The sequence below is a fragment of the Streptomyces sp. NBC_00316 genome, assembly GCF_036158715.1.
Lineage (GTDB): Bacteria > Actinomycetota > Actinomycetes > Streptomycetales > Streptomycetaceae > Streptomyces.
In genome coordinates, this window is record NZ_CP108023.1 from 5,026,473 (window position 1) to 5,045,784 (window position 19,312).

The 19,312-nt window shown below is 71.3% G+C and carries 19 protein-coding genes; 14 read left to right on the forward strand and 5 right to left on the reverse strand.

Features of this window, described 5'->3' with window-relative positions; translation table 11 throughout:
• Nucleotides 1–9 precede the first annotated feature (9 nt).
• Together OG878_RS22375 and OG878_RS22380 are read right to left on the reverse strand one after the other, a co-directional pair.
• The gene (locus OG878_RS22375; RefSeq protein ID WP_328888426.1) at nt 10–1,152 is read right to left on the reverse strand and encodes an NADH-quinone oxidoreductase subunit D; all 1,143 of its coding nucleotides are present in this window, start codon (nt 1,150–1,152) and stop codon (nt 10–12) included.
• 115 nt (nt 1,153–1,267) lie between these two features.
• The gene (locus OG878_RS22380; RefSeq protein WP_328888427.1) at nt 1,268–2,296 is read right to left on the reverse strand and encodes an SAM-dependent methyltransferase; all 1,029 of its coding nucleotides are present in this window, start codon (nt 2,294–2,296) and stop codon (nt 1,268–1,270) included.
• A gap of 96 nt (nt 2,297–2,392) precedes the next feature.
• Here OG878_RS22380 and OG878_RS22385 point away from each other — a divergent pair, with 96 nt between their 5' ends.
• Together OG878_RS22385 and OG878_RS22390 are read left to right on the forward strand one after the other, a co-directional pair.
• Nucleotides 2,393–3,592: a sensor histidine kinase gene (locus tag OG878_RS22385; protein WP_328888428.1), complete on the forward strand. Its 1,200-nt coding sequence runs from the start codon at nt 2,393–2,395 to the stop codon at nt 3,590–3,592.
• A gap of 37 nt (nt 3,593–3,629) precedes the next feature.
• Nucleotides 3,630–4,307 (forward strand): response regulator transcription factor, encoded by a 678-nt coding sequence (locus tag OG878_RS22390; protein ID WP_328888429.1) that lies wholly within the window; start codon nt 3,630–3,632, stop codon nt 4,305–4,307.
• A gap of 23 nt (nt 4,308–4,330) precedes the next feature.
• Here the strand turns inward: OG878_RS22390 and OG878_RS22395 are convergent, their stop codons facing one another.
• Nucleotides 4,331–5,443, reverse strand: coding sequence for a DUF5937 family protein (locus tag OG878_RS22395; protein WP_328891331.1), 1,113 nt, complete (start codon nt 5,441–5,443; stop codon nt 4,331–4,333).
• 103 nt (nt 5,444–5,546) lie between these two features.
• Between OG878_RS22395 and OG878_RS22400 the strand changes: the two genes are divergently transcribed.
• On the forward strand, nt 5,547–5,753 hold the full coding sequence (locus OG878_RS22400; protein ID WP_328888430.1) for a hypothetical protein: 207 nt from the start codon (nt 5,547–5,549) through the stop codon (nt 5,751–5,753).
• A 238-nt stretch (nt 5,754–5,991) separates the two neighbouring features.
• Here the strand turns inward: OG878_RS22400 and OG878_RS22405 are convergent, their stop codons facing one another.
• Nucleotides 5,992–7,197, reverse strand: a complete 1,206-nt coding sequence (locus tag OG878_RS22405; protein WP_328888431.1) for a threonine aldolase family protein — start codon at nt 7,195–7,197, stop codon at nt 5,992–5,994.
• Between the two features lie 181 nt (nt 7,198–7,378).
• Here OG878_RS22405 and OG878_RS22410 point away from each other — a divergent pair, with 181 nt between their 5' ends.
• The 10 genes from OG878_RS22410 (at nt 7,379) to OG878_RS22455 (ending at nt 15,539) form a co-directional block, all read left to right on the forward strand.
• Nucleotides 7,379–8,338 carry a Rossmann-like and DUF2520 domain-containing protein gene (locus tag OG878_RS22410; RefSeq protein WP_328888432.1) on the forward strand — a complete coding sequence of 320 codons (960 nt, stop codon included), beginning with the start codon at nt 7,379–7,381 and terminating at the stop codon, nt 8,336–8,338.
• Nucleotides 8,335–9,345 (forward strand): pantoate--beta-alanine ligase, encoded by a 1,011-nt coding sequence (panC, locus tag OG878_RS22415; RefSeq protein WP_328888433.1) that lies wholly within the window; start codon nt 8,335–8,337, stop codon nt 9,343–9,345. Before OG878_RS22410 ends, panC begins: the two co-directional genes overlap by 4 nt.
• Nucleotides 9,342–11,093 (forward strand): L-aspartate oxidase, encoded by a 1,752-nt coding sequence (locus OG878_RS22420; protein WP_328888434.1) that lies wholly within the window; start codon nt 9,342–9,344, stop codon nt 11,091–11,093. The genes panC and OG878_RS22420 overlap by 4 nt, the downstream gene beginning before the upstream one ends.
• Before the next feature lie 2 nt (nt 11,094–11,095).
• On the forward strand, nt 11,096–12,139 hold the full coding sequence (gene nadC / locus OG878_RS22425; protein ID WP_328888435.1) for a carboxylating nicotinate-nucleotide diphosphorylase: 1,044 nt from the start codon (nt 11,096–11,098) through the stop codon (nt 12,137–12,139).
• Nucleotides 12,139–12,936, forward strand: a complete 798-nt coding sequence (locus OG878_RS22430; RefSeq protein ID WP_277326824.1) for a type III pantothenate kinase — start codon at nt 12,139–12,141, stop codon at nt 12,934–12,936. Before nadC ends, OG878_RS22430 begins: the two co-directional genes overlap by 1 nt.
• A 138-nt stretch (nt 12,937–13,074) precedes the next feature.
• Nucleotides 13,075–13,656, forward strand: coding sequence for a hypothetical protein (locus tag OG878_RS22435; RefSeq protein ID WP_328891332.1), 582 nt, complete (start codon nt 13,075–13,077; stop codon nt 13,654–13,656).
• 60 nt (nt 13,657–13,716) lie between these two features.
• Complete coding sequence (locus OG878_RS22440; RefSeq protein ID WP_328888436.1) at nt 13,717–13,896, forward strand: hypothetical protein; 180 nt, start codon at nt 13,717–13,719, stop codon at nt 13,894–13,896.
• 178 nt (nt 13,897–14,074) lie between these two features.
• Nucleotides 14,075–14,491, forward strand: a complete 417-nt coding sequence (locus OG878_RS22445) for a BlaI/MecI/CopY family transcriptional regulator (protein ID WP_328888437.1) — start codon at nt 14,075–14,077, stop codon at nt 14,489–14,491.
• Nucleotides 14,492–14,500: 9 nt separating this feature from the next.
• Nucleotides 14,501–15,058 carry an amino-acid N-acetyltransferase gene (locus tag OG878_RS22450; protein WP_328888438.1) on the forward strand — a complete coding sequence of 186 codons (558 nt, stop codon included), beginning with the start codon at nt 14,501–14,503 and terminating at the stop codon, nt 15,056–15,058.
• 145 nt (nt 15,059–15,203) lie between these two features.
• Nucleotides 15,204–15,539, forward strand: a complete 336-nt coding sequence (locus OG878_RS22455) for a histone-like nucleoid-structuring protein Lsr2 (RefSeq protein WP_328888439.1) — start codon at nt 15,204–15,206, stop codon at nt 15,537–15,539.
• Here OG878_RS22455 and OG878_RS22460 read toward each other — a convergent pair.
• A complete protein-coding gene (locus OG878_RS22460) occupies nt 15,518–16,138 on the reverse strand; it encodes an SCO3374 family protein (protein WP_328888440.1) in 621 nt (206 codons plus the stop codon). The two genes, OG878_RS22455 and OG878_RS22460, sit on opposite strands and share 22 nt — an antisense overlap.
• A 429-nt stretch (nt 16,139–16,567) precedes the next feature.
• Between OG878_RS22460 and OG878_RS22465 the strand changes: the two genes are divergently transcribed.
• Nucleotides 16,568–19,096: an ATP-dependent Clp protease ATP-binding subunit gene (locus OG878_RS22465; protein WP_277326818.1), complete on the forward strand. Its 2,529-nt coding sequence runs from the start codon at nt 16,568–16,570 to the stop codon at nt 19,094–19,096.
• The last annotated feature ends 216 nt before the right edge of the window (nt 19,097–19,312 follow it).

A 19,312-nucleotide genomic window follows, 5' to 3' on the forward strand; every position in this document is an offset into this window, starting at 1 on the left:
CCCTGCGGGCTACTTGTCGATGTCGCCGACGACGAAGAACAGCGAGCCCAGGATCGCCACCATGTCGGCGACGAGCGTGCCCGGCAGCAGCTCGGTGAGCGCCTGGATGTTGTTGTACGAGGCGGAGCGGAGCTTCAGCCGGTACGGAGTCTTCTCGCCCTTGGAGACCAGGTAGTAGCCGTTGATGCCGAGCGGGTTCTCGGTCCAGGCGTAGGTGTGGCCCTCGGGGGCCTTGAGCACCTTCGGTAGCCGCTGGTTGATCGGCCCGGGCGCCAGCGCGGCCATCCGGTCCAGGCAGGCGTCCGCCAGGTCCAGTGCGTTGTGGGTCTGCTCCAGCAGGCACTCGAACCGGGCCAGGCAGTCGCCCTCGGTGCGGGTGACGACCTTGAGCGTGTCCTGCAGCTCCCCGTACGCGAGGTACGGCTCGTCGCGCCGCAGATCGAAGTCGACCCCGGAGGCGCGCGCGATCGGACCGGACACCCCGTAGGCGTGCACGGTCTCGGCGGACAGCACGCCGACACCGCGGGTACGGCCCCGGAAGATCTCGTTGCCGAGCACCAGCCTGTCGTAGACGTCCATCCGCGAGCGGACCGACGCGACGGCGTCCCGGGCGCGGCCGAGCCAGCCCGCCGGGAGGTCCTCCTTGAGGCCGCCGACCCGGTTGAACATGTAGTGCATCCGGCCGCCGGAGACCTCCTCCATCACGGCCTGGAGCTCCTCGCGCTCCCGGAAGGCGTAGAACACCGGGGTGATACCGCCCAGTTCGAGCGGGTACGAGCCGAGGAACATCAGATGGTTGAGCACCCGGTTCAGCTCGGCGAGCAGCGTCCGGGTCCAGACCGCGCGCTCCGGGACCTCCATGCCGAGCATCCGCTCGACGGCCATCACGACACCCAGCTCGTTGGAGAACGCCGACAGCCAGTCGTGGCGGTTGGCGAGCATCACGATCTGCCGGTAGTCACGGGCCTCGAAGAGCTTCTCCGCGCCGCGGTGCATATAGCCGATGACCGGTTCGGCGTGCTGGATCCGCTCACCGTCGAGGACGATCCGCAGACGGAGCACGCCGTGGGTCGAGGGGTGCTGCGGCCCGATATTGAGCACCATGTCGGTGCTCTCCGCCGCGCCGCCGATGCCGACTGTCGTCTCCGTCATACGGCCAGTATTCCCTGCGTGCCGTCCGGCGTGCTCCGGGCCCCGGGCTTTCGGGCCCGTCCGCCCGGCACCCCGGGCCGGGTTCCTTCCGGGGCGTCGCCCCGGAACCCGCTCCTCAATCGCCGGAGGGACTCGAGAGGCCGCCGGACGGGCCCGGTGCGTCCGTGTCCACCCTCTGCATCAGCCAGCCGAAGTCGCCCAGCCCGCCCCGCGCGGTCAGCTCCGCCGCCTCTCCCGCCCCGGCCAGCGCCCGGACGTACCCCGCCGGGTCGGTCGAGGCCAGGGCGAGCGGCGGCCGCTCCCCGCTGACCCCCAGCCCTCGCAATGCCTCCCGCTGATCCACCACCCCGGGCACCGCACCGCCCCCAGCCCCGGCCGCCGCACACGCGTCCAGCGCCACATGCGAGGTGAGGTCGCAGCTGCCGTCCGGCACCGGCCGCACCTCGCGCCCTGCCCGGAAGCCGGTCAGCGTGCCGAACGGCGGCCGTGCCTCCCGTACGTGGGCGTAGTCGACGGCCACCGCGAGCCCCGCGGACAGGGTGGAGACCGCCCGTGTCCACGCCTCGTCGCGCGGCCGGCCGATCTCCGCGCGGCTGCCCGGCCCGGCCGACGGCCACCAGCGCCGCAGCCACGCGGCGTCCGCCCCGGTCACGGGTGCACCCAGCCGTTCCGAACCGTCCGCCGTCCGGACCAGGACGTACCGTTCGACGCCGTCCGCGTCGGTCTCCGCCACCGGCGTCGGTACGTTGTCCAGCCACTCGTTGGCGAACAGCAGCCCGCGCACCTCCTGCGGGGGCTCGGAGCACCACTCGATCCGGGGGTCCAGACGCTCCGGCCGGCCGGAGATCTCCACCGCGTACGCCCGTACCGAGAGCCCTGCCGGGGCGATGCCCGGCAGCGCCGCAAGCACCCCGGTCACCAGCTCGCCCCGCCCGGCCCCCACATCCACCAGGTCGACCGTGTCCGTCCCCAGCTCCCGGGCCGTCCTGACCAGCAGCCGGGCCACGGCGGCGGCGAACAGCGGGGAGGCGTGCACGGACGTACGGAAATGCCCGGCCGGCCCTTCGGGGCTCCGGTAGAACCCCCCGTCCCCGTACAAAGCGGTCTCGGCCGCCTCCTGCCACCCACGCCACTCATCCGTCACGGGGCCAAGTCTCCACCTTGGGGAGTACGGTCCCAGGAACCGGATCGCCCCTCCGGCTGACCCCTGCACCTTCCGGCTGTCCCTACGCTGGGTCACGTGCAGCGTCTCTACGACTTCATCCGCAGACACCCGACGGGCGTCGACATCTTCTGGGCTGTCGTCCTCCTCGGGCTCTCCGGCGTGTCTGTCGTGGCCGACCAGAGCCGTGGTCCGCACCGGCTCGCCGACGTGCCGGTCATCATCTGCCTCTGCCTGGTCGTGGCACTGCGCCGGAGGGCGCCGGAGAAGATGCTGCTGCTCGCCGTCGCGACGGGCGTTGCACAGCTGGTGCTCGGCGTCAGGCCGAGCGTGGCGAACTTCGCCCTGCTGGTGATCACCTACACGGTGGCGACGGTCGGCGAGCGCTGGGCCTCACGGCTCGCACTGGTCTGCAGTCTCGGCGCGGCCGGTCTCTCGCAGCTGCGCTGGCCGGAGGAGCCGACGGGCGGCTGGGCGCAGCGCGTCTTCGTCGTCGTCGTCATGACCGTGCCGTTCGTGCTCGCCTGGGTGCTCGGCGACTCGCTGCGGACCCGGCGGGCGTACTTCGACCAGCTGGAGGAGCGGGCCGCCCGGCTGGAGCGGGAACGCGAGGCGCAGTCGAAGGTCGCGGTCGCCGCGGAGCGGGCCCGTATCGCCCGCGAACTGCACGATGTCGTCGCGCACAACGTCTCGGTGATGGTGGTGCAGGCCGACGGTGCGGCGTACGTGATGGATGCGGCACCCGACCAGGCCCGGCAGGCCCTGGAGACCATCTCCAGCACCGGCAGGCAGGCCCTCGCCGAGATGCGCCGGCTGCTCGGCGTGCTGCGGACCGGCGACGGCCGGGACAGCGGGGAGTACGTCCCGCAGCCTGATGTGCAGCAGATCGAGGACCTGATCGAGCAGGTCAGGCAGACCGGCCTGGCGGTCGACTTCAAGATCGAGGGCACCCCGCGCCCGCTGCCCAGCGGGGTCGAGCTGACCGCGTACCGCATCGTGCAGGAGGCCCTGACCAACACGCGCAAGCACGGCGGCCCGGACGCCGGGGCCAGCGTGCGGCTCGTCTACTTCGACGACGGGCTCGGGCTGCTGGTCGAGGACGACGGCCGGGGCGCCGCGCACGAGCTGTACGAGGACGGCGGGGCCGACGGCGCGGGCCACGGGATGATCGGTATGCGCGAGCGGGTCGGCATGGTCGGCGGCACGCTGGACGCCGGGCCGCGGCCCGGCGGCGGGTTCCGGATCAGCGCCTTGCTGCCGCTCAAACCCGCCCACTAGCCCCCCGCTGGACAGGAAACAGGAGACAAGGACCCTCATGGCGATCCGCGTGATGCTCGTCGACGACCAGGTGCTGTTGCGCACCGGCTTCCGGATGGTGCTCGCAGCCCAGCCGGACATGGAGGTCGTCGCCGAGGCCGGCGACGGCGCGGAGGCGATCGAGAACCTTCGCTCCACCGCCGTCGACGTGGTGCTGATGGACGTACGCATGCCGAGACTGGACGGCGTCGAGGCGACCCGGCGCATCTGCGCCCGGCCGGATGCGCCCAAGGTGCTCATCCTGACCACGTTCGACCTCGACGAGTACGCCTTCTCCGGTCTGAAGGCGGGGGCGAGCGGCTTCATGCTCAAGGACGTGCCGCCGGGCGAACTGCTCGGTGCGATCCGCTCGGTGCACAGCGGCGACGCGGTCGTCGCCCCGTCCACCACCCGGCGGCTGCTCGACCGCTTCTCGTCGATGCTGCCGAGCACCGCCGACGAACCCCAGCACAAGGACATCGGCAAGCTCACCGACCGCGAACGCGAAGTGATGCTGCTGGTCGCCCAGGGCCTGTCGAACGGCGAGATCGCGGCGCGGCTGGTGCTCTCCGAGGCGACGGTGAAGACGCACGTCGGCCGCATCCTCACCAAGCTGAACCTGCGCGACCGGGTGCAGGTCGTCGTGCTGGCGTACGAGACGGGGCTGGTGCGGGCCGGCGGGGGCGCGGCGGGCTGACGCGGGCGGGCGCACCGGTCACCTCACCGCAGCACGCCCTCCAGGAAGTCGCTGCCGAGCCGCGCCACCACCGTCAGGTCCAGCTGGTGGAGTACGTACCTGCCGCGCCGCCGCGTGGTGACCAGACCGGCCTTCTTCAGTACCGAAAGGTGCCGGGAGACCTCGGGTGCCGTAATGCTGTGCGAGTCGGCGAGTTCACCGGTCGTGTACGGGGAACGGGCGAGATTGCGGCACAGGCGCATGCGCATGGGGTGGGCGAGCGCCTCCATCCGCAGCCGGAGCAGTTCGACCGGGGCGGGGGAGGGCACCTCCGGCCGGTGCACCGGGTAGTGGATCACCGGGCGCCAGCCCGGTGCGTGCAGCACCATCAGATGCGGCCAGCCGAAGCTGGTCGGTATGAGCGTGAGCCCGGCGCCGACGGCCGGATCGGTCGCGGTGGTCGACCCCTCCGTCATCTTGTCGGCGCTGATCCTGCTCGTGTCCTCGTCGAGCGAGAGCGCGGCGGACACCGCGCCCAGTGCCTCACCGGCCCCCTTGCGGCGCAGCAGATCGGTCTTGTGCCGGGCGTCGGCGACCAGCTGGACCTGCACCCGGCGCCAGGTGTCCGCGAAGAACGCCTGGTCGCAGTCCTCGAAAAGCCGCCGGACCCAGCGGCGTACGGGGGCGGGGTCGCCCAGCAGCTGCCGGGTGAACTCCAGCTGCCGCGGGCCGCGCGCCGCCGCCATGTCCAGGGCGCGGGCGCGCATCGTCGGATCGCTGAGCGGGGAGGGTGCGCCGATCCCGTACAGGCTGGCGCAGGTGAACTCCAGGGCGGAGGCTACGAACCGTTCGTCGTCCAGCCGGTCGAGGATGTCCAGATCCTCGGCGAGCGTCGCCCCGGTCCGGCCGTCACCGCCGCGCACCCCGGCGAACGGCATGAAGACGTCGGAGAACGTGTTGCGCCACAGGAAGTCGGCCTCGTGCAGCCGGTCCGCCAGATCGGCCTCCAGCGAGGCGGCGGTGGCCGTCGCCCAGCCGTGCAGGCCGGGATGGTGCCCCGGCTCGGAAAGCGCATGCAGGGCCAGCCCCAGCTCGGCGAGGGGCGAGGTCTCGAAGACGATGCGCTCGGGCGGCAGCCCCGCGATGTCGATGTTCACGCTCACCCCTCCATAGTGCGGGGTGCGGGGAAAGTGACATCGCCATTTGACGGTGGCCGTCAATCGGCGCGCGGGACCGTCGGGACCGGCTCACGCTGAGGTCATGGACGCCATTCAGCAGCACATGATCGACAGCAGTCGCGCGGCCCGGCACGGGGAACCGCCACCGCCGCTGCCGGGGCGGTACGACTGGGCGGTGGTGCGGGAGGCGCGCGACCGGCGCCGCTTCGACGCGGTGACGGCGGGCCGCCCGGCCAAGCGCCGCTGGCGCGCGGCACTACGGGAACGTTTCACCCGCGAAAGCGCGTGACACGGCACGCTGCCGCAGCGGCAGCGTGCCCGGGAGACCCTCCGTGGGTTCGGCTCGGGCGGGCGGGCGCGCTGCGGGCGGTGCGGTGGCCGAGGACGGACCGGTGATCGGACGGGCCCGGTGTGCTCGCGTCGCCGCGAGGGCGCCCGTGCCCGGGCACGGCCCCGGTCGGCGGCCGCCCGCCGGTCCGGCGCTTGAGGACGGTGCGGGCACCGGACGGCCGGTGCCCGCACCCCCGCTACGCCAACCGCTGCACGAACTCCTCCACGGCAGCCCGCACATCCCGGGCCGTCCACTCCAGCCCCGCCTCCGACACCGTGACCTCCGTGTACGAGAGCCCGGGCGGCCCCGCCGAAGCCGGGTGCCACCTGCGGAAGAGCGCCACGCCCGTCTCCTCCGCCTGCCGCACCGCCGCCTCCGTCAGGACGTCCGCCCCGTACGGCAGCCACACCTGGAACTGGTGCGTGTGCGGCGGCTCGGGATGCACCCGGAACCACGGAACGGCCGACTCGGTGAAGCCCTCGGCCAGCGCCCCGGCCACCACCTTCGCCTGCGCCACGTACGACGACAGCTTCGGCAGCTCCCGGTCCAGGCCGATGAGCGCGGCGAGCGCCGCCGGGAACTGCTGGAAGAGCAGGCCGCCGTACCGGTGGCGCCAGGTGCGGGCCTCCTCGATCAAGGACTCCGGACCGGCGAGCGCGGCCCCGGAAAGCCCGCCCAGGGTCTTGTAGAACGACACGTAGACGCTGTCCGCGAGCGCCGCGATCTCCGGCAGGCCGCGCCCGAAGCGGGGGGCGCACTCCCACAGCCGTGCGCCGTCGAGGTGCACCACTGCATCGCGTTCACGGGCGGCCGCCACGACGGACTCCAGCTCCTCCCACTCCGGCAGCACGAACCCCGCGTCCCGCAGCGGCAGTTCCAGCATCAGCGTGCCGAACGGTTCGGCGAAGTCTCGGATCTCCTGCGCGGTGGGCAGCCGTGGTTCGGACGTCGGGTGGACGGTACGCAGCCCGCTCACCGACCCCAGCGCCCCGCGCTCGTGCACCTCCGGGTGGGCGAGCGGGTGCAGCGCCACGGTCGCGTTGCCGGTGCGCCCCGCCCAGCAGCGCAGGGCGACCTGCTGCGCCATCGTTCCGGTCGGGAAGAAGGCCGCGGCCTCCATGCCGAGCAGACCGGCGATCCGCTCCTCCAGTACGCCGACGATCCCGTCGCCGTAGATGTCCGCGGGCTGTTCCAGATCGGCGACGGAACCGGCGTACGCGGTCAGGTCGGCCAGCTGCTCGCCGAGGGTGCGGTCGACGGGCGGCCGCGCCAGAATGCGCTCGGCCCGGCGCCAGGCCGCGATCCGCCTCAGGCGCTCGGCCTGCTCGTCGTCCGGGGCTCCGCCCCGTACTCCGTACTGCGCCCGCACCTGCGGCTGTACCTGATCGTCCGTGTCCGTCATGGGACGATCATTACTCAGAAGGCGGCCGCCGCCCACATCGCGGCCCGGTCCCCGCCCCGGCGGCCCTCCACGCGTTCGTCCACAGCCTGTGGACGGCCCGGGGTCCGGACGAAACGCTGGCGTAGCATGCAGAGAAATCGTCCGGTACCCCCCGCGGACTGGAACGGAAGGCCATCGCCGCGTGAACGCATCACCATTCAAGGAGCCCCTCGACGCGAGGGACCGCCCCGCCCGTCTGACCGTGGGCGTCGTGGGCGCGGGCAGGGTCGGCCCTGCCCTCGCCGCGTCTCTGCAGCTCGCAGGGCACCGCCCGGTCGCCGTGTCGGGTGTCTCCGACGCGTCGGTGCGCCGCGCGGCCGCGCTCCTGCCCGACGTGCCCCTCGTGCCGCCCGCCGAGGTCCTCGCGCGGGCCGAGCTGGTCCTGCTGACCGTGCCCGACGACGCCCTGCCCGGTCTCGTCGAGGGCCTTGCCGGGACGGGTGCGGTCCGCCCGGGACAGCTGATCGTGCATACCTCGGGGAGGTACGGGACACGGGTCCTGGACCCCGCCCTGCGAGCCGGCGCCCTCCCGCTCGCCCTGCACCCCGCGATGACGTTCACCGGCACCGCCGTCGATGTCCAGCGGCTGGCCGGCTGCTCCTTCGGCGTCACCGCCCCGGACGAGCTGCGGCTCGCCGCCGAGGCGCTCGTCATCGAGATGGGCGGCGAGCCCGAATGGATCGCGGAGGAGTCCCGTCCGCTGTACCACGCGGCGCTCGCCCTCGGCGCGAACCACCTGGTCACGCTGGTCGCCGAGTCGATGGACCTGCTGCGTACGGCAGGGGTCGCGGCCCCCGACCGGATGCTCGGTCCGCTCCTCGGCGCCGCGCTCGACAACGCCCTGCGTTCCGGTGACGGCGCGCTGACCGGTCCGGTCGCCCGCGGCGACGCGGGCACGGTCGCCGCGCACATCGGCGAGCTGCGCAAGCACGCCCCGCAGACCGTGCCCGGCTACCTCGCGATGGCCCGCGCCACCGCCGACCGCGCGCTCGCCCACGGCCTGCTCAAGCCGGAGCTGGCGGAGGACCTGCTGGGCGTCCTGGCCGACGGGGCCGCGGGCACGGGCACGACAGGCAGCACAGGACCGGGAGAGACCCGATGACCGAGACCTCCAGCACGCTGCTCCGTACGGCCGCCGAGCTCGCCGCGTTCGGCGCGGGCAAGGGACCGCGGGCCGTCGTCATGACCATGGGCGCCCTGCACGAGGGCCACGCCGGCTTGATCCGGGCGGCCCGCGCCGCCGCCGGCCCGGACGGACAGGTCGTCGTCACCGTCTTCGTCAACCCGCTGCAGTTCGGGGAGGCGGCGGACCTCGAGCGCTACCCGCGCACGCTCGACGCCGATCTCGCCGTGGCGGGCGCGGCAGGCGCCGACGCGGTCTTCGCCCCGTCCGTCGACGAGGTCTACCCCGGCGGCGAACCGCAGGTCAGGATTTCCGCGGGCCCGATGGGCGAGCGACTGGAAGGGGCGTTCCGCCCGGGGCACTTCGACGGGATGCTGACCGTCGTCGCCAAGATGCTGCACCTCACCCGGCCCGATACCGCGTTCTTCGGGCAGAAGGACGCTCAGCAGCTGGCGCTGATCCACCGCATGGTGCGCGACCTGAACTTCCCGGTGGAGATCGTCGGCGTGGAGACGGTCCGCGAGCCGGACGGCCTCGCGCTCTCCAGCCGCAACCGGTTCCTCGACGCCGAGGAGCGCCGCACCGCCCTCGCGCTGTCCCGAGCGCTGTTCGCGGCCCGTGACAGGCTCGCCGCCCAGCAGGCGCTGCACGCCCGTGCGCAGACCACCCCGGCGACGGTGGGCCGGGCCGCGGCCCTCACCCGGCTCGGCGAGGCGCGGGCGGCCGCCGACACCCAGGCGGTGGCCCGGGCCAGGCCGGACGACGGACCCGCGGCGGTACGCGCCGCCGCGCGCATGATCCTGGACGATGCGGCTGCCGAGCAGCCCCCGCTCGCGCTCGACTACCTGGCGCTCGTGGACCCGGCGGACTTCACCGAGATCCCCGACGACCGGACCACCGGTGACGCGATCCTCGCCGTCGCCGCCCGGGTGGGTGCCACCCGCCTGATCGACAACATCCCGCTGACCTTCGGAGCCGACACGTGACCGGAATACGGCTGACCGCCCCCGCCCCCGGCTGGGCCATCGACGCGGATGTCGTCGTGGTCGGCTCCGGCGTCGCCGGCCTCACCACCGCGCTGCGCTGCGCGGCCGCGGGTCTCGCCACCGTCGTCGTCACCAAGGCCCGCCTCGACGACGGCTCCACCCGCTGGGCGCAGGGCGGTATCGCGGCGGCCCTCGGCGAGGGCGACACCCCCGAACAGCATCTGGCCGACACCCTCGTCGCGGGCGCGGGCCTGTGCGACGAGTCGGCGGTACGGACCCTGGTCACCGAGGGCCCGGACGCCGTACGCCGCCTGATCGAGACCGGCGCGCAGTTCGACACCACCGCGGCCGGCGACATCGCGCTCACCCGCGAGGGCGGCCATCACCGCCGTCGTATCGCGCACGCGGGCGGGGACGCGACAGGAGCCGAGATCTCCCGGGCCCTGGTCGAGGCAGTCCGTGCCGCCGCCCTCCACACCGTGGAGAACGCCCTGGTCCTCGACCTGCTGACGGACGCCGAAGGCCGGACCGCGGGCGTCACCCTGCACGTCATGGGCGAGGGCCAGCACGACGGCGTCGGCGCCGTCCGGGCCCCCGCGGTGGTCCTCGCCACCGGCGGCATGGGCCAGGTCTTCTCCGCCACCACCAACCCGGCGGTCTCCACCGGCGACGGTGTCGCTCTCGCGCTGCGGGCCGGCGCGGAGGTCTCGGACCTCGAGTTCGTCCAGTTCCACCCGACGGTCCTGTTCCTCGGCGCCGACTCCGAGGGCCAGCAGCCCCTCGTCTCGGAAGCGGTGCGGGGTGAGGGCGCCCATCTCGTCGATGCGTCCGGTACCCGCTTCATGCTCGGGCAGCACGAACTGGCCGAGCTCGCCCCGCGCGACATCGTCGCCAAGGCCATCACCCGCCAGATGCAGCTGCACGGCACCGAGCACATGTACCTCGACGCCCGGCACTTCGGCGCCGAGATGTGGGAGAAGCGCTTCCCCACGATCCTGGCGGCCTGCCGCGCCCACGGCATCGACCCGATCACCGAGCCGATCCCGGTCGCCCCCGCCGCGCACTACGCCTCCGGCGGCATCCGTACGGATCTGCGCGGACGGACGACGGTCCCGGGGCTGTACGCGTGCGGCGAGGTCGCCTGCACGGGCGTGCACGGGGCGAACCGGCTGGCGTCCAACTCGCTCCTGGAAGGCCTGGTCTTCGCCGAACGCATCGCGGCCGACATCGTCGAGGACCGCCCGCTCCCGACGGCCGTGGTCCCCGAAACGGACCGCGCCGCCGGTCTCCCCGCCCCCTCGCCGCTGCTCGCGCCCGAGGTGCGGACCACGATCCAGCGGATCATGACCCAGGGCGCCGGAGTCCTGCGCTCCGCCACCAGCCTCGCCACCGCCGCCGACCGGCTGGAGGCCCTGCACGACAGTGCGGCTGCCGACGCCCGGGCGGCCGAGCCGAAGGTCGCCGTGCCCGGCGTCGAGTCGTGGGAGGCCACCAACCTGCTCCTCGTCTCGCGCGTCCTGGTCGCCGCCGCCCGGCAGCGCGAGGAGACCCGCGGCTGCCACTGGCGCGAGGACCGGCCCGAGCGCGACGACGAGACCTGGCGCTGCCACCTCGTCGTCCGGCTCACCCCGGACCGCCGGCTGGTCCTCAGCCGGACGGAGTCCGAGGGATTTCCTCCCGTACGCCCGTCAGGGGCACCAGACTGCGCAGCAGCACCCATGAACCACCCCACCCCCGAGGAGCCGTAACCGTGAGCACGCCCGAAGAGAATCCGCGCCCCACACCCGTGGACGTACCGCTGATCCAGATCGGCGCGCCCGCACCGTCCGCGGGCGGCTGCGGGGACGCCTGCGGCTGCGGCGGGGAGGACGGCTACGAGCTGGACCCCCTGGAGTGCGGCCTCGACCCCGACCTCGCCCAGCTCCTCGCCGACGCGGGCCTCGACCCGGTCCAGGTCGAGGACGTCGCGCACGTCGCCATCGAGGAGGACCTCGACAACGGCGTGGACGTCACGACCGTCGCGACGGTCTCCGAGGAGGCCATGGCCATCGGTGACTTCACCGCCCGTGAGGCCGGTGTCGTCGCCGGCCTGCGCGTCGCCGAGGCCGTCCTGTCCATCGTCTGCACGGCCGAGTTCGAGGTGGAGCGCCATGTCGAGGACGGCGACCGCGTCGCCCCCGGCCAGAAGCTGCTGACCGTCACCACCCGCACCCGCGACCTGCTCACCGGCGAGCGCAGCGCGCTCAACCTGCTCTGCAGGCTCTCCGGTATCGCGACCGCGACCCGTGCCTGGGCCGACGTGCTCGAAGGCACGAAGACCAAGGTGCGCGACACCCGCAAGACCACCCCGGGGCTGCGCGCCCTGGAGAAGTACGCGGTGCGCTGCGGCGGCGGCGTCAACCACCGGATGTCGCTCTCCGACGCCGCGCTCGTCAAGGACAACCACGTCATCGCGGCGGGCGGCGTCGCCCAGGCGTTCAAGCGGGTCCGCGACGAGTTCCCGGACGTACCCATCGAGGTCGAGGTCGACACCCTGGACCAGGTCCACGAGGTGCTGGCAGCGGGCGCCGACCTGATCCTGCTGGACAACTTCACGCCGACGCAGACCGAGGAGGCCGTCGCGGTCGTCGGCGGCCGCGCGGTCCTGGAGTCGTCCGGCCGTCTCACCCTCGACACCGCCCGTGCCTACGCCGAGACGGGCGTCGACTACCTCGCCGTCGGCGCGCTCACGCACTCCTCGCCGATCCTCGACATCGGCCTGGACTTCCGCGACACCCATGGAGCCGGCGTCTGATGCTGCTCACCATCGATGTCGGCAACACCCACACCGTCCTGGGCCTGTTCGACGGTGAGGAGATCGTCGAGCACTGGCGGATCTCCACCGACGCCCGGCGTACCGCGGACGAGCTCGCCGTGCTGCTCAACGGCCTGATGGGCATGCACCCGCTGCTCGGCATGGAGCTGGGCGACGGCATCGAGGGCATCGCGATCTGTGCCACCGTCCCGGCGGTGCTCCACGAGCTGCGCGAGGTCACCCGCCGCTACTACGGCGACGTTCCCGCCGTGCTCGTGGAGCCCGGCATCAAGACGGGTGTGCCGATCCTGGTGGACAACCCTAAGGAGGTCGGCGCGGACCGCATCATCAATTCGGTCGCCGCAGTTGATCTCTACGGCGGCCCGGCGATCGTCGTCGACTTCGGCACGGCCACCACCTTCGACGCGGTCTCCGCCCGTGGTGAGTACGTGGGCGGGGTCATCGCCCCCGGCATCGAGATCTCGGTCGAGGCGCTCGGCGTCAAGGGCGCCCAGCTCCGCAAGATCGAGCTGGCCCGGCCGCGCAGCGTGATCGGCAAGAACACGGTCGAGGCCATGCAGGCGGGCATCGTGTACGGCTTCGCGGGCCAGGTCGACGGCGTCGTCGAGCGCATGAAGCGGGAGCTGGCGGCCGATCCGGACGATGTCACCGTCATCGCGACCGGCGGTCTTGCTCCGATGGTGTTGGGCGAGTCCTCGGCGATCGACGAGCACGAGCCCTGGCTCACGCTCATCGGACTGCGCCTGGTGTACGAGCGCAACGTGGCCCGGATGTAGGGAGAACGCCCGGCACCTGCGGGAACGGCGCGGCGGCGCGACCCCGGCCGCCGCGCCGCCATCGGCCAGCTAAGCCGATTTTGTCCCTTTAGCACGTATTGTCGCGTCATGCCCACGCCTTACGGATCACGCGGCGGTATGGCGTTCAGCGCGGACGAGCTGCGTGTGCTCCGACGCGCCCTCGCCAACGCCCTCCACCCTGCTCCCCTGCCCGACGAGGATGTCCAGGACTGCCTGCGGCTTGCGGGCTCCGTCGACGAGGCGGCCGGCGAGGCGGGACGTCTGCGCGCGTTCCTCCTCGCCGACCTCGCCCGCTACCGAGACACCCTCCCCGGCTCCGCCACCAGCTATCTGGAGCTGCTCCAGGACGCCCTGGCCGCCGGCTACGACCCCCTCCCCGAGGACCTGGCCGCACTGCGCGCCCAACGCCGCAGACCGGTCGCAGCAGCGCTTCTGGAGCGCTGCCAGGTGCTCGCGGAACGGTCGGTGCGGGCGAGGCTCGCCGGCCGGGCCGTCCCCGCGACGACCCCCGCACCGCGCAGCCGGCTGCTCGCGCTGCCCGGCGGCAGGGCGGCGGCCGCCGAACCCGAACGGCCGAAGACCCCGGCCGCCCCGGCCCGCCCCGTGCCACCGTCCGAGCGCCCGGCGCCGAAGCCCTCGGAGGTCTTCCCCCCGCGGCGCCGTCCGGCCCCGCCGCCGCAGCAGCGCTTCGCGGGATAGCCGCGCGGCCCGCGGAGGGGGCGCGCGGAAGTCCGTACTCCGCTCGCTACTCTGGACGCCATGGACTACGTATCCGCGCTCGTACCCCCCGTGGTGATGGCCGCCTTCTTCATCGGCCTCGTCGTGACGATCGTCAAGAGCCAGGGCGGCCCCAACAAGGCCAAGGAGGACGCGGCCGTGGATTCGGCGATCAGCCGCGCCGAGCTGGCGAAGCAGGCCGCGCGGACCGACGGCGTCTGACCCGCACGCGCGGTACCGGACCGGAGCCGCGGCGCACCACGCACTGTGCCCGGCGCCGCGGCGCCTCGCGCGCTGCATCTCGCACTGCCGAAGGGTGTGCGGCTCACCAGGAGCCGCACGCCCTTTTTTATTGTGCGAATAACCTGCCATTTCGGACATCTGGCACTAAGGTGACGCTGTGCCCCGCCAATTGGGAGAGCTGGAAGACGCCGTGATGACACGGGTCTGGCAATGGAACCGTCCGGTCACCGTGCGGGAAGTCCTTGAGGACCTTCAGCAGGAACGGTCCATCGCATACACGACCGTCATGACGGTATTGGATAATCTCCATCAGAAGGGCTGGGTGCGCAGGGAAGTCGAGGGCCGCGCATATCGATATACGGCGGTCTCGACCCGTGCCGCCTACTCGGCCGCACTGATGAACGAAGCCTGGTCCCACAGCGACAACCCGGCCGCGGCCCTTGTCGCGTTCTTCGGCATGATGTCCGCCGAGCAGCGTGACGCTCTGCGCGATGCGATGCGGATCGTCAGGCCGGACCTCCAGGCGACCGGTGATCGCCCGGCCGATGACACGGACGCGGACGGCGAGCGATAGCGTCGGGACATGTCATCAGAGCTTCCGGATACCGATTTTCATACCGAACCGTCGGTTATAAACGCAGCCATCACCGTCCGGCGTGCCAGGACGAGCGATGTGCCCGCGGTCCGGCGTCTCCTCGACGGGTACGTGCGCGAAGGCATCCTGCTCGACAAAGCGACGGTGACCCTTTACGAGGACATCCAGGAGTTCTGGATCGCGGAACGCGACACCGATGCCAGGATCATCGGTTGCGGTGCACTCCATGTGATGTGGGAAGACCTCGCCGAAGTCCGTACTCTCGCGGTCGATCACAGCACCAAAGGTGCCGGAGTGGGGCATCAAGTACTGGACAAGCTGTTGCAGACCGCCCGCTGGCTGGGCGTGCGCCGGGTTTTCTGTCTCACCTTCGAAGTCGACTTCTTCGCCAAGCACGGCTTCGTGGAGATCGGAGAGACGCCGGTCGACACCGATGTCTACAGCGAGCTGCTGCGTTCCTATGACGAGGGTGTAGCGGAGTTCCTCGGTCTCGAACGAGTCAAGCCGAACACCTTGGGCAACAGCCGGATGCTTCTGCACCTGTGACCGGCGGAAGAAGCCGGAACCCCTATGTCCGAATCGCGCATGTTTCCCGTGTTCTCGCGCTCCTGAACCTCTGCCAGGGGTTTGTGTTTTCCGGAGAAAAGCGGTTTCCTTTCCGCGTACTGCATTTTCGATGAAAGGAAATCCGGTGGCACAGAAGGTTCAGGTCCTTCTTGTCGATGACCTCGACGGTGGCGAGGCGGACGAGACGGTGACGTTCGCTCTGGATGGCAAGACGTACGAGATTGACCTCACGACGACCAACGCGGACAAGCTCCGTGGTCTTCTCGAGCCGTACACCAAGGGTGGCCGGCGCACCGGTGGCCGCGCTGCCGGCAGCCGTGGCAAGGGCCGCGCCGTTCCCGGTGGCAACAAGGACACCGCCGAGATCCGTAAGTGGGCGCGCGAGAACGGTCACAATGTGAATGACCGCGGTCGTGTTCCGGCAGAGATTCGCGAAGCTTACGAGAAGGCCAACGGCTGAGCTGGCGACTGATCGGCCGAGTACCCCGTTGTCGGCCGTCCTGTCGTGGCATGCATCAAACGGGCCCGGTGGCATTCCGTCGCCACCGCGTCCACGAGCCGTACGAGATCGGGAGTATCCCCACCCCTGCTCCCGAGGCCGGCGAGGGCCGGAAGCCTCGACTCCCCCTCGTGGCACATCTCGGGGGGCCGCAGCCATACGGCGGCCCCCGGCAGGCCGGAAGCCCATCCGGGCGGTTCCGGCGCGACGATCCGCCCGCCCGTGCCGAGGGCGGTCAGCGTGAGGGCCACCCCGCCCCACTCCAGCCAGTCGAGCAGCCCCGGCAGCTCGTCGGCGCTTCCCGGGGCCACCAGCAGCCCCATGGTCCGTCCTGCCAGTGCCACCGGCCCGGTGCACCCCACTCGCCGCAGTGCCGCGTGACCCGCGGCCGCAGGAAGTTCCAGGACGTCGAACCGCAGCCCCGTGAGCAGGCGCACCGGAGCTGTCCCCTCCGTCGCCCAGCCGAGTTCGTGCTCGTACCACCGCCGTGCGCGGTCGCCGCGGCTGACCCGCTCGTCGTCGACGAGCGGTGAGCGCGGAGGCGGGACGGTGAGTGCCATGCCGGAAGAACTGCCGAGCGACCCCAATGGTTACGCAGAGTTCACGACTGCGTGCACAACGTGTCCGTATTGGGGGCGTACGGGCGCGTGAAGGAGCGCGAGGATGTTCGCCCATAGCGGAGGGAACCGGCGTGCGCCGCATGGACTGTCTGTAATTGCGGGTAAGACATCCCTAGTGGGGAGGGGCGACACGCAGGTCTGGACGTCTCACGTTCGCCATCGGCGTACTGGTGATAGGGGTATCTGCCTGGCCTGCGGGAACATCGTCTCGCACCATCGGGTTGGAGCAGTTGTCGGCGTTCGGGGCAGGAGGCCAAGGACGGGTGTCGGCAGTTGGAATGAGCGGTCCCCGCTTGCGGGACTAAGCTGCGGAAGGACAGGGAGGGGACCGACCCCTTACTGCCTGACCGCTCTGAGGAGCGATTAACGATGTTCGAGAGGTTCACCGACCGCGCGCGGCGGGTTGTCGTCCTGGCTCAGGAAGAAGCCCGGATGCTCAACCACAACTACATCGGCACCGAGCACATCCTCCTGGGCCTTATCCACGAGGGTGAGGGTGTCGCCGCTAAGGCCCTGGAGAGCCTCGGGATTTCGCTCGAGGCGGTCCGCCAGCAGGTGGAGGAGATCATCGGCCAGGGCCAGCAGGCCCCGTCCGGGCACATCCCCTTCACTCCCCGAGCCAAGAAGGTCCTGGAGCTGTCGCTCCGCGAGGCCCTCCAGCTCGGCCACAACTACATCGGCACGGAGCACATCCTGCTCGGCCTGATTCGCGAGGGCGAGGGCGTCGCCGCCCAGGTCCTCGTGAAGCTGGGTGCCGACCTGAACCGCGTGCGGCAGCAGGTCATCCAGCTGCTCTCCGGGTACTCGGGAGGCAAGGAGGCGGCCACTGCGGGCGGCCCCGCGGAGGGCACGCCCTCCACGTCCCTGGTGCTCGACCAGTTCGGCCGGAATCTCACCCAGGCCGCTCGTGAGTCCAAGCTCGACCCGGTCATCGGGCGCGAGAAGGAGATCGAGCGGGTCATGCAGGTGCTGTCCCGCCGTACCAAGAACAACCCGGTTCTCATCGGCGAGCCCGGCGTCGGCAAGACGGCGGTCGTCGAAGGCCTGGCGCAGGCCATCGTCAAGGGCGAGGTGCCCGAGACCCTCAAGGACAAGCACCTCTACACCCTCGACCTCGGTGCGCTGGTCGCCGGTTCCCGCTACCGCGGTGACTTCGAGGAGCGCCTGAAGAAGGTCCTCAAGGAGATCCGCACCCGCGGCGACATCATCCTGTTCATCGACGAGCTCCACACCCTGGTGGGTGCGGGTGCCGCCGAGGGCGCGATCGACGCGGCGAGCATCCTCAAGCCCATGCTGGCGCGAGGCGAGCTCCAGACGATCGGTGCGACGACGCTCGACGAGTACCGCAAGCACCTGGAGAAGGACGCGGCCCTCGAGCGCCGCTTCCAGCCCATCCAGGTCGCGGAGCCGTCGCTGCCGCACACCATCGAGATCCTCAAGGGTCTGCGCGACCGCTACGAGGCCCACCACCGCGTCTCCATCACGGACGAGGCGCTGGTTCAGGCCGCGACGCTGGCCGACCGCTACATCTCGGACCGCTTCCTGCCGGACAAGGCGATCGACCTGATCGACGAGGCCGGTTCCCGGATGCGAATCCGCCGGATGACCGCGCCGCCGGACCTCCGTGAGTTCGACGAGAAGATCGCGGCCGTCCGCCGTGACAAGGAGTCGGCCATCGACTCCCAGGACTTCGAGAAGGCGGCGTCTCTCCGTGACAAGGAGAAGCAGCTGCTGGCGGCGAAGACCAAGCGGGAGAAGGAGTGGAAGGCCGGCGACATGGATGTCGTCGCCGAGGTCGACGGTGATCTCATCGCCGAAGTCCTGGCCACGGCCACCGGCATTCCGGTCTTCAAGCTGACGGAAGAGGAGTCCTCCCGTCTGCTGCGCATGGAGGACGAGCTCCACAAGCGTGTCATCGGCCAGAAGGACGCCATCAAGGCCCTCTCGCAGGCGATCCGCCGTACGCGAGCCGGTCTGAAGGACCCGAAGCGCCCCGGTGGCTCGTTCATCTTCGCCGGTCCGTCCGGTGTCGGTAAGACCGAGCTCTCCAAGACGCTCGCCGAATTCCTCTTCGGCGACGAGGACGCGCTGATCTCCCTCGACATGTCGGAGTTCAGCGAGAAGCACACGGTTTCCCGCCTCTTCGGTTCTCCCCCCGGTTACGTGGGTTACGAAGAGGGCGGCCAGCTCACCGAGAAGGTGCGCCGCAAGCCGTTCTCCGTCGTCCTCTTCGACGAGGTGGAGAAGGCCCACCCCGATATCTTCAATTCCCTGCTCCAGATCCTGGAAGACGGTCGCCTGACCGACTCCCAGGGCCGGGTCGTGGACTTCAAGAACACGGTCATCATCATGACGACCAACCTCGGGACCCGGGACATCTCCAAGGGCTTCAACCTGGGCTTCGCCGCCCAGGGCGACGTCAAGACCGGCTACGAGCGCATGAAGAACAAGGTCAACGAAGAGCTCAAGCAGCACTTCCGGCCCGAGTTCCTCAACCGTGTGGACGACACGGTCGTCTTCCACCAGCTCACCGAGACGGACATCATCCAGATCGTCGACCTCATGATCGCCAAGGTGGACGAGCGCCTGAAGGACCGCGACATGGGCATCGAGCTCAGCGCGGAGGCCAAGTCCCTCCTGGCGAAGAAGGGCTACGACCCTGTGATGGGCGCCCGGCCGCTGCGCCGGACGATCCAGCGCGAGATCGAGGACATCCTCTCCGAGAAGATCCTCTTCGGTGAGCTGCGCCCCGGTCACATCGTGGTCGTGGGCACCGAGGGTGAGGGCGAGGCCAAGAAGTTCACCTTCCGCGGTGAGGAGAAGTCGGCACTGCCCGACGTCCCGCCGATCGAGCAGGCGGCAGGCGGCGCCGGCCCGAACCTGACGAAGGACGCGTAAGGGCGCGCTGAGCGTCTGAGCAGCTGAAGGGGGTGCCCCGGACCGTTTCGTACGGTTCCGGGGCACTCCCTTTTGCCGTGCCGTCTTTGCCGTGCCGTCCTGCTGGGTCCGACCGGGCCCGGTGGGCGACGCGGAGGCCGCCGGGGGCCCGAGGGGGCGGACGCCGGGCTTCCCGGGCACCCCTCGCCGCGGCCGCACCGCGTCGGCCGCGGCTGT

Bases quoted from the DNA above. Each gene is read 5' to 3' on its own strand.
- OG878_RS22375 (WP_328888426.1), bottom strand. From the start codon at position 1,152: ATGACGGAGACGACAGTCGGCATCGGCGGCGCGGCGGAGAGCACCGAC.
- OG878_RS22390 (WP_328888429.1), top strand. From the start codon at position 3,630: ATGGCGATCCGCGTGATGCTCGTCGACGACCAGGTGCTGTTGCGCACC.
- OG878_RS22400 (WP_328888430.1), top strand. From the start codon at position 5,547: ATGGACGCCATTCAGCAGCACATGATCGACAGCAGTCGCGCGGCCCGG.
- OG878_RS22405 (WP_328888431.1), bottom strand. From the start codon at position 7,197: ATGACGGACACGGACGATCAGGTACAGCCGCAGGTGCGGGCGCAGTAC.
- panC (WP_328888433.1), top strand. From the start codon at position 8,335: ATGACCGAGACCTCCAGCACGCTGCTCCGTACGGCCGCCGAGCTCGCC.
- OG878_RS22430 (WP_277326824.1), top strand. From the start codon at position 12,139: ATGCTGCTCACCATCGATGTCGGCAACACCCACACCGTCCTGGGCCTG.
- OG878_RS22435 (WP_328891332.1), top strand. From the start codon at position 13,075: ATGGCGTTCAGCGCGGACGAGCTGCGTGTGCTCCGACGCGCCCTCGCC.
- OG878_RS22440 (WP_328888436.1), top strand. From the start codon at position 13,717: ATGGACTACGTATCCGCGCTCGTACCCCCCGTGGTGATGGCCGCCTTC.
- OG878_RS22450 (WP_328888438.1), top strand. From the start codon at position 14,501: ATGTCATCAGAGCTTCCGGATACCGATTTTCATACCGAACCGTCGGTT.
- OG878_RS22460 (WP_328888440.1), bottom strand. From the start codon at position 16,138: ATGGCACTCACCGTCCCGCCTCCGCGCTCACCGCTCGTCGACGACGAG.
- OG878_RS22465 (WP_277326818.1), top strand. From the start codon at position 16,568: ATGTTCGAGAGGTTCACCGACCGCGCGCGGCGGGTTGTCGTCCTGGCT.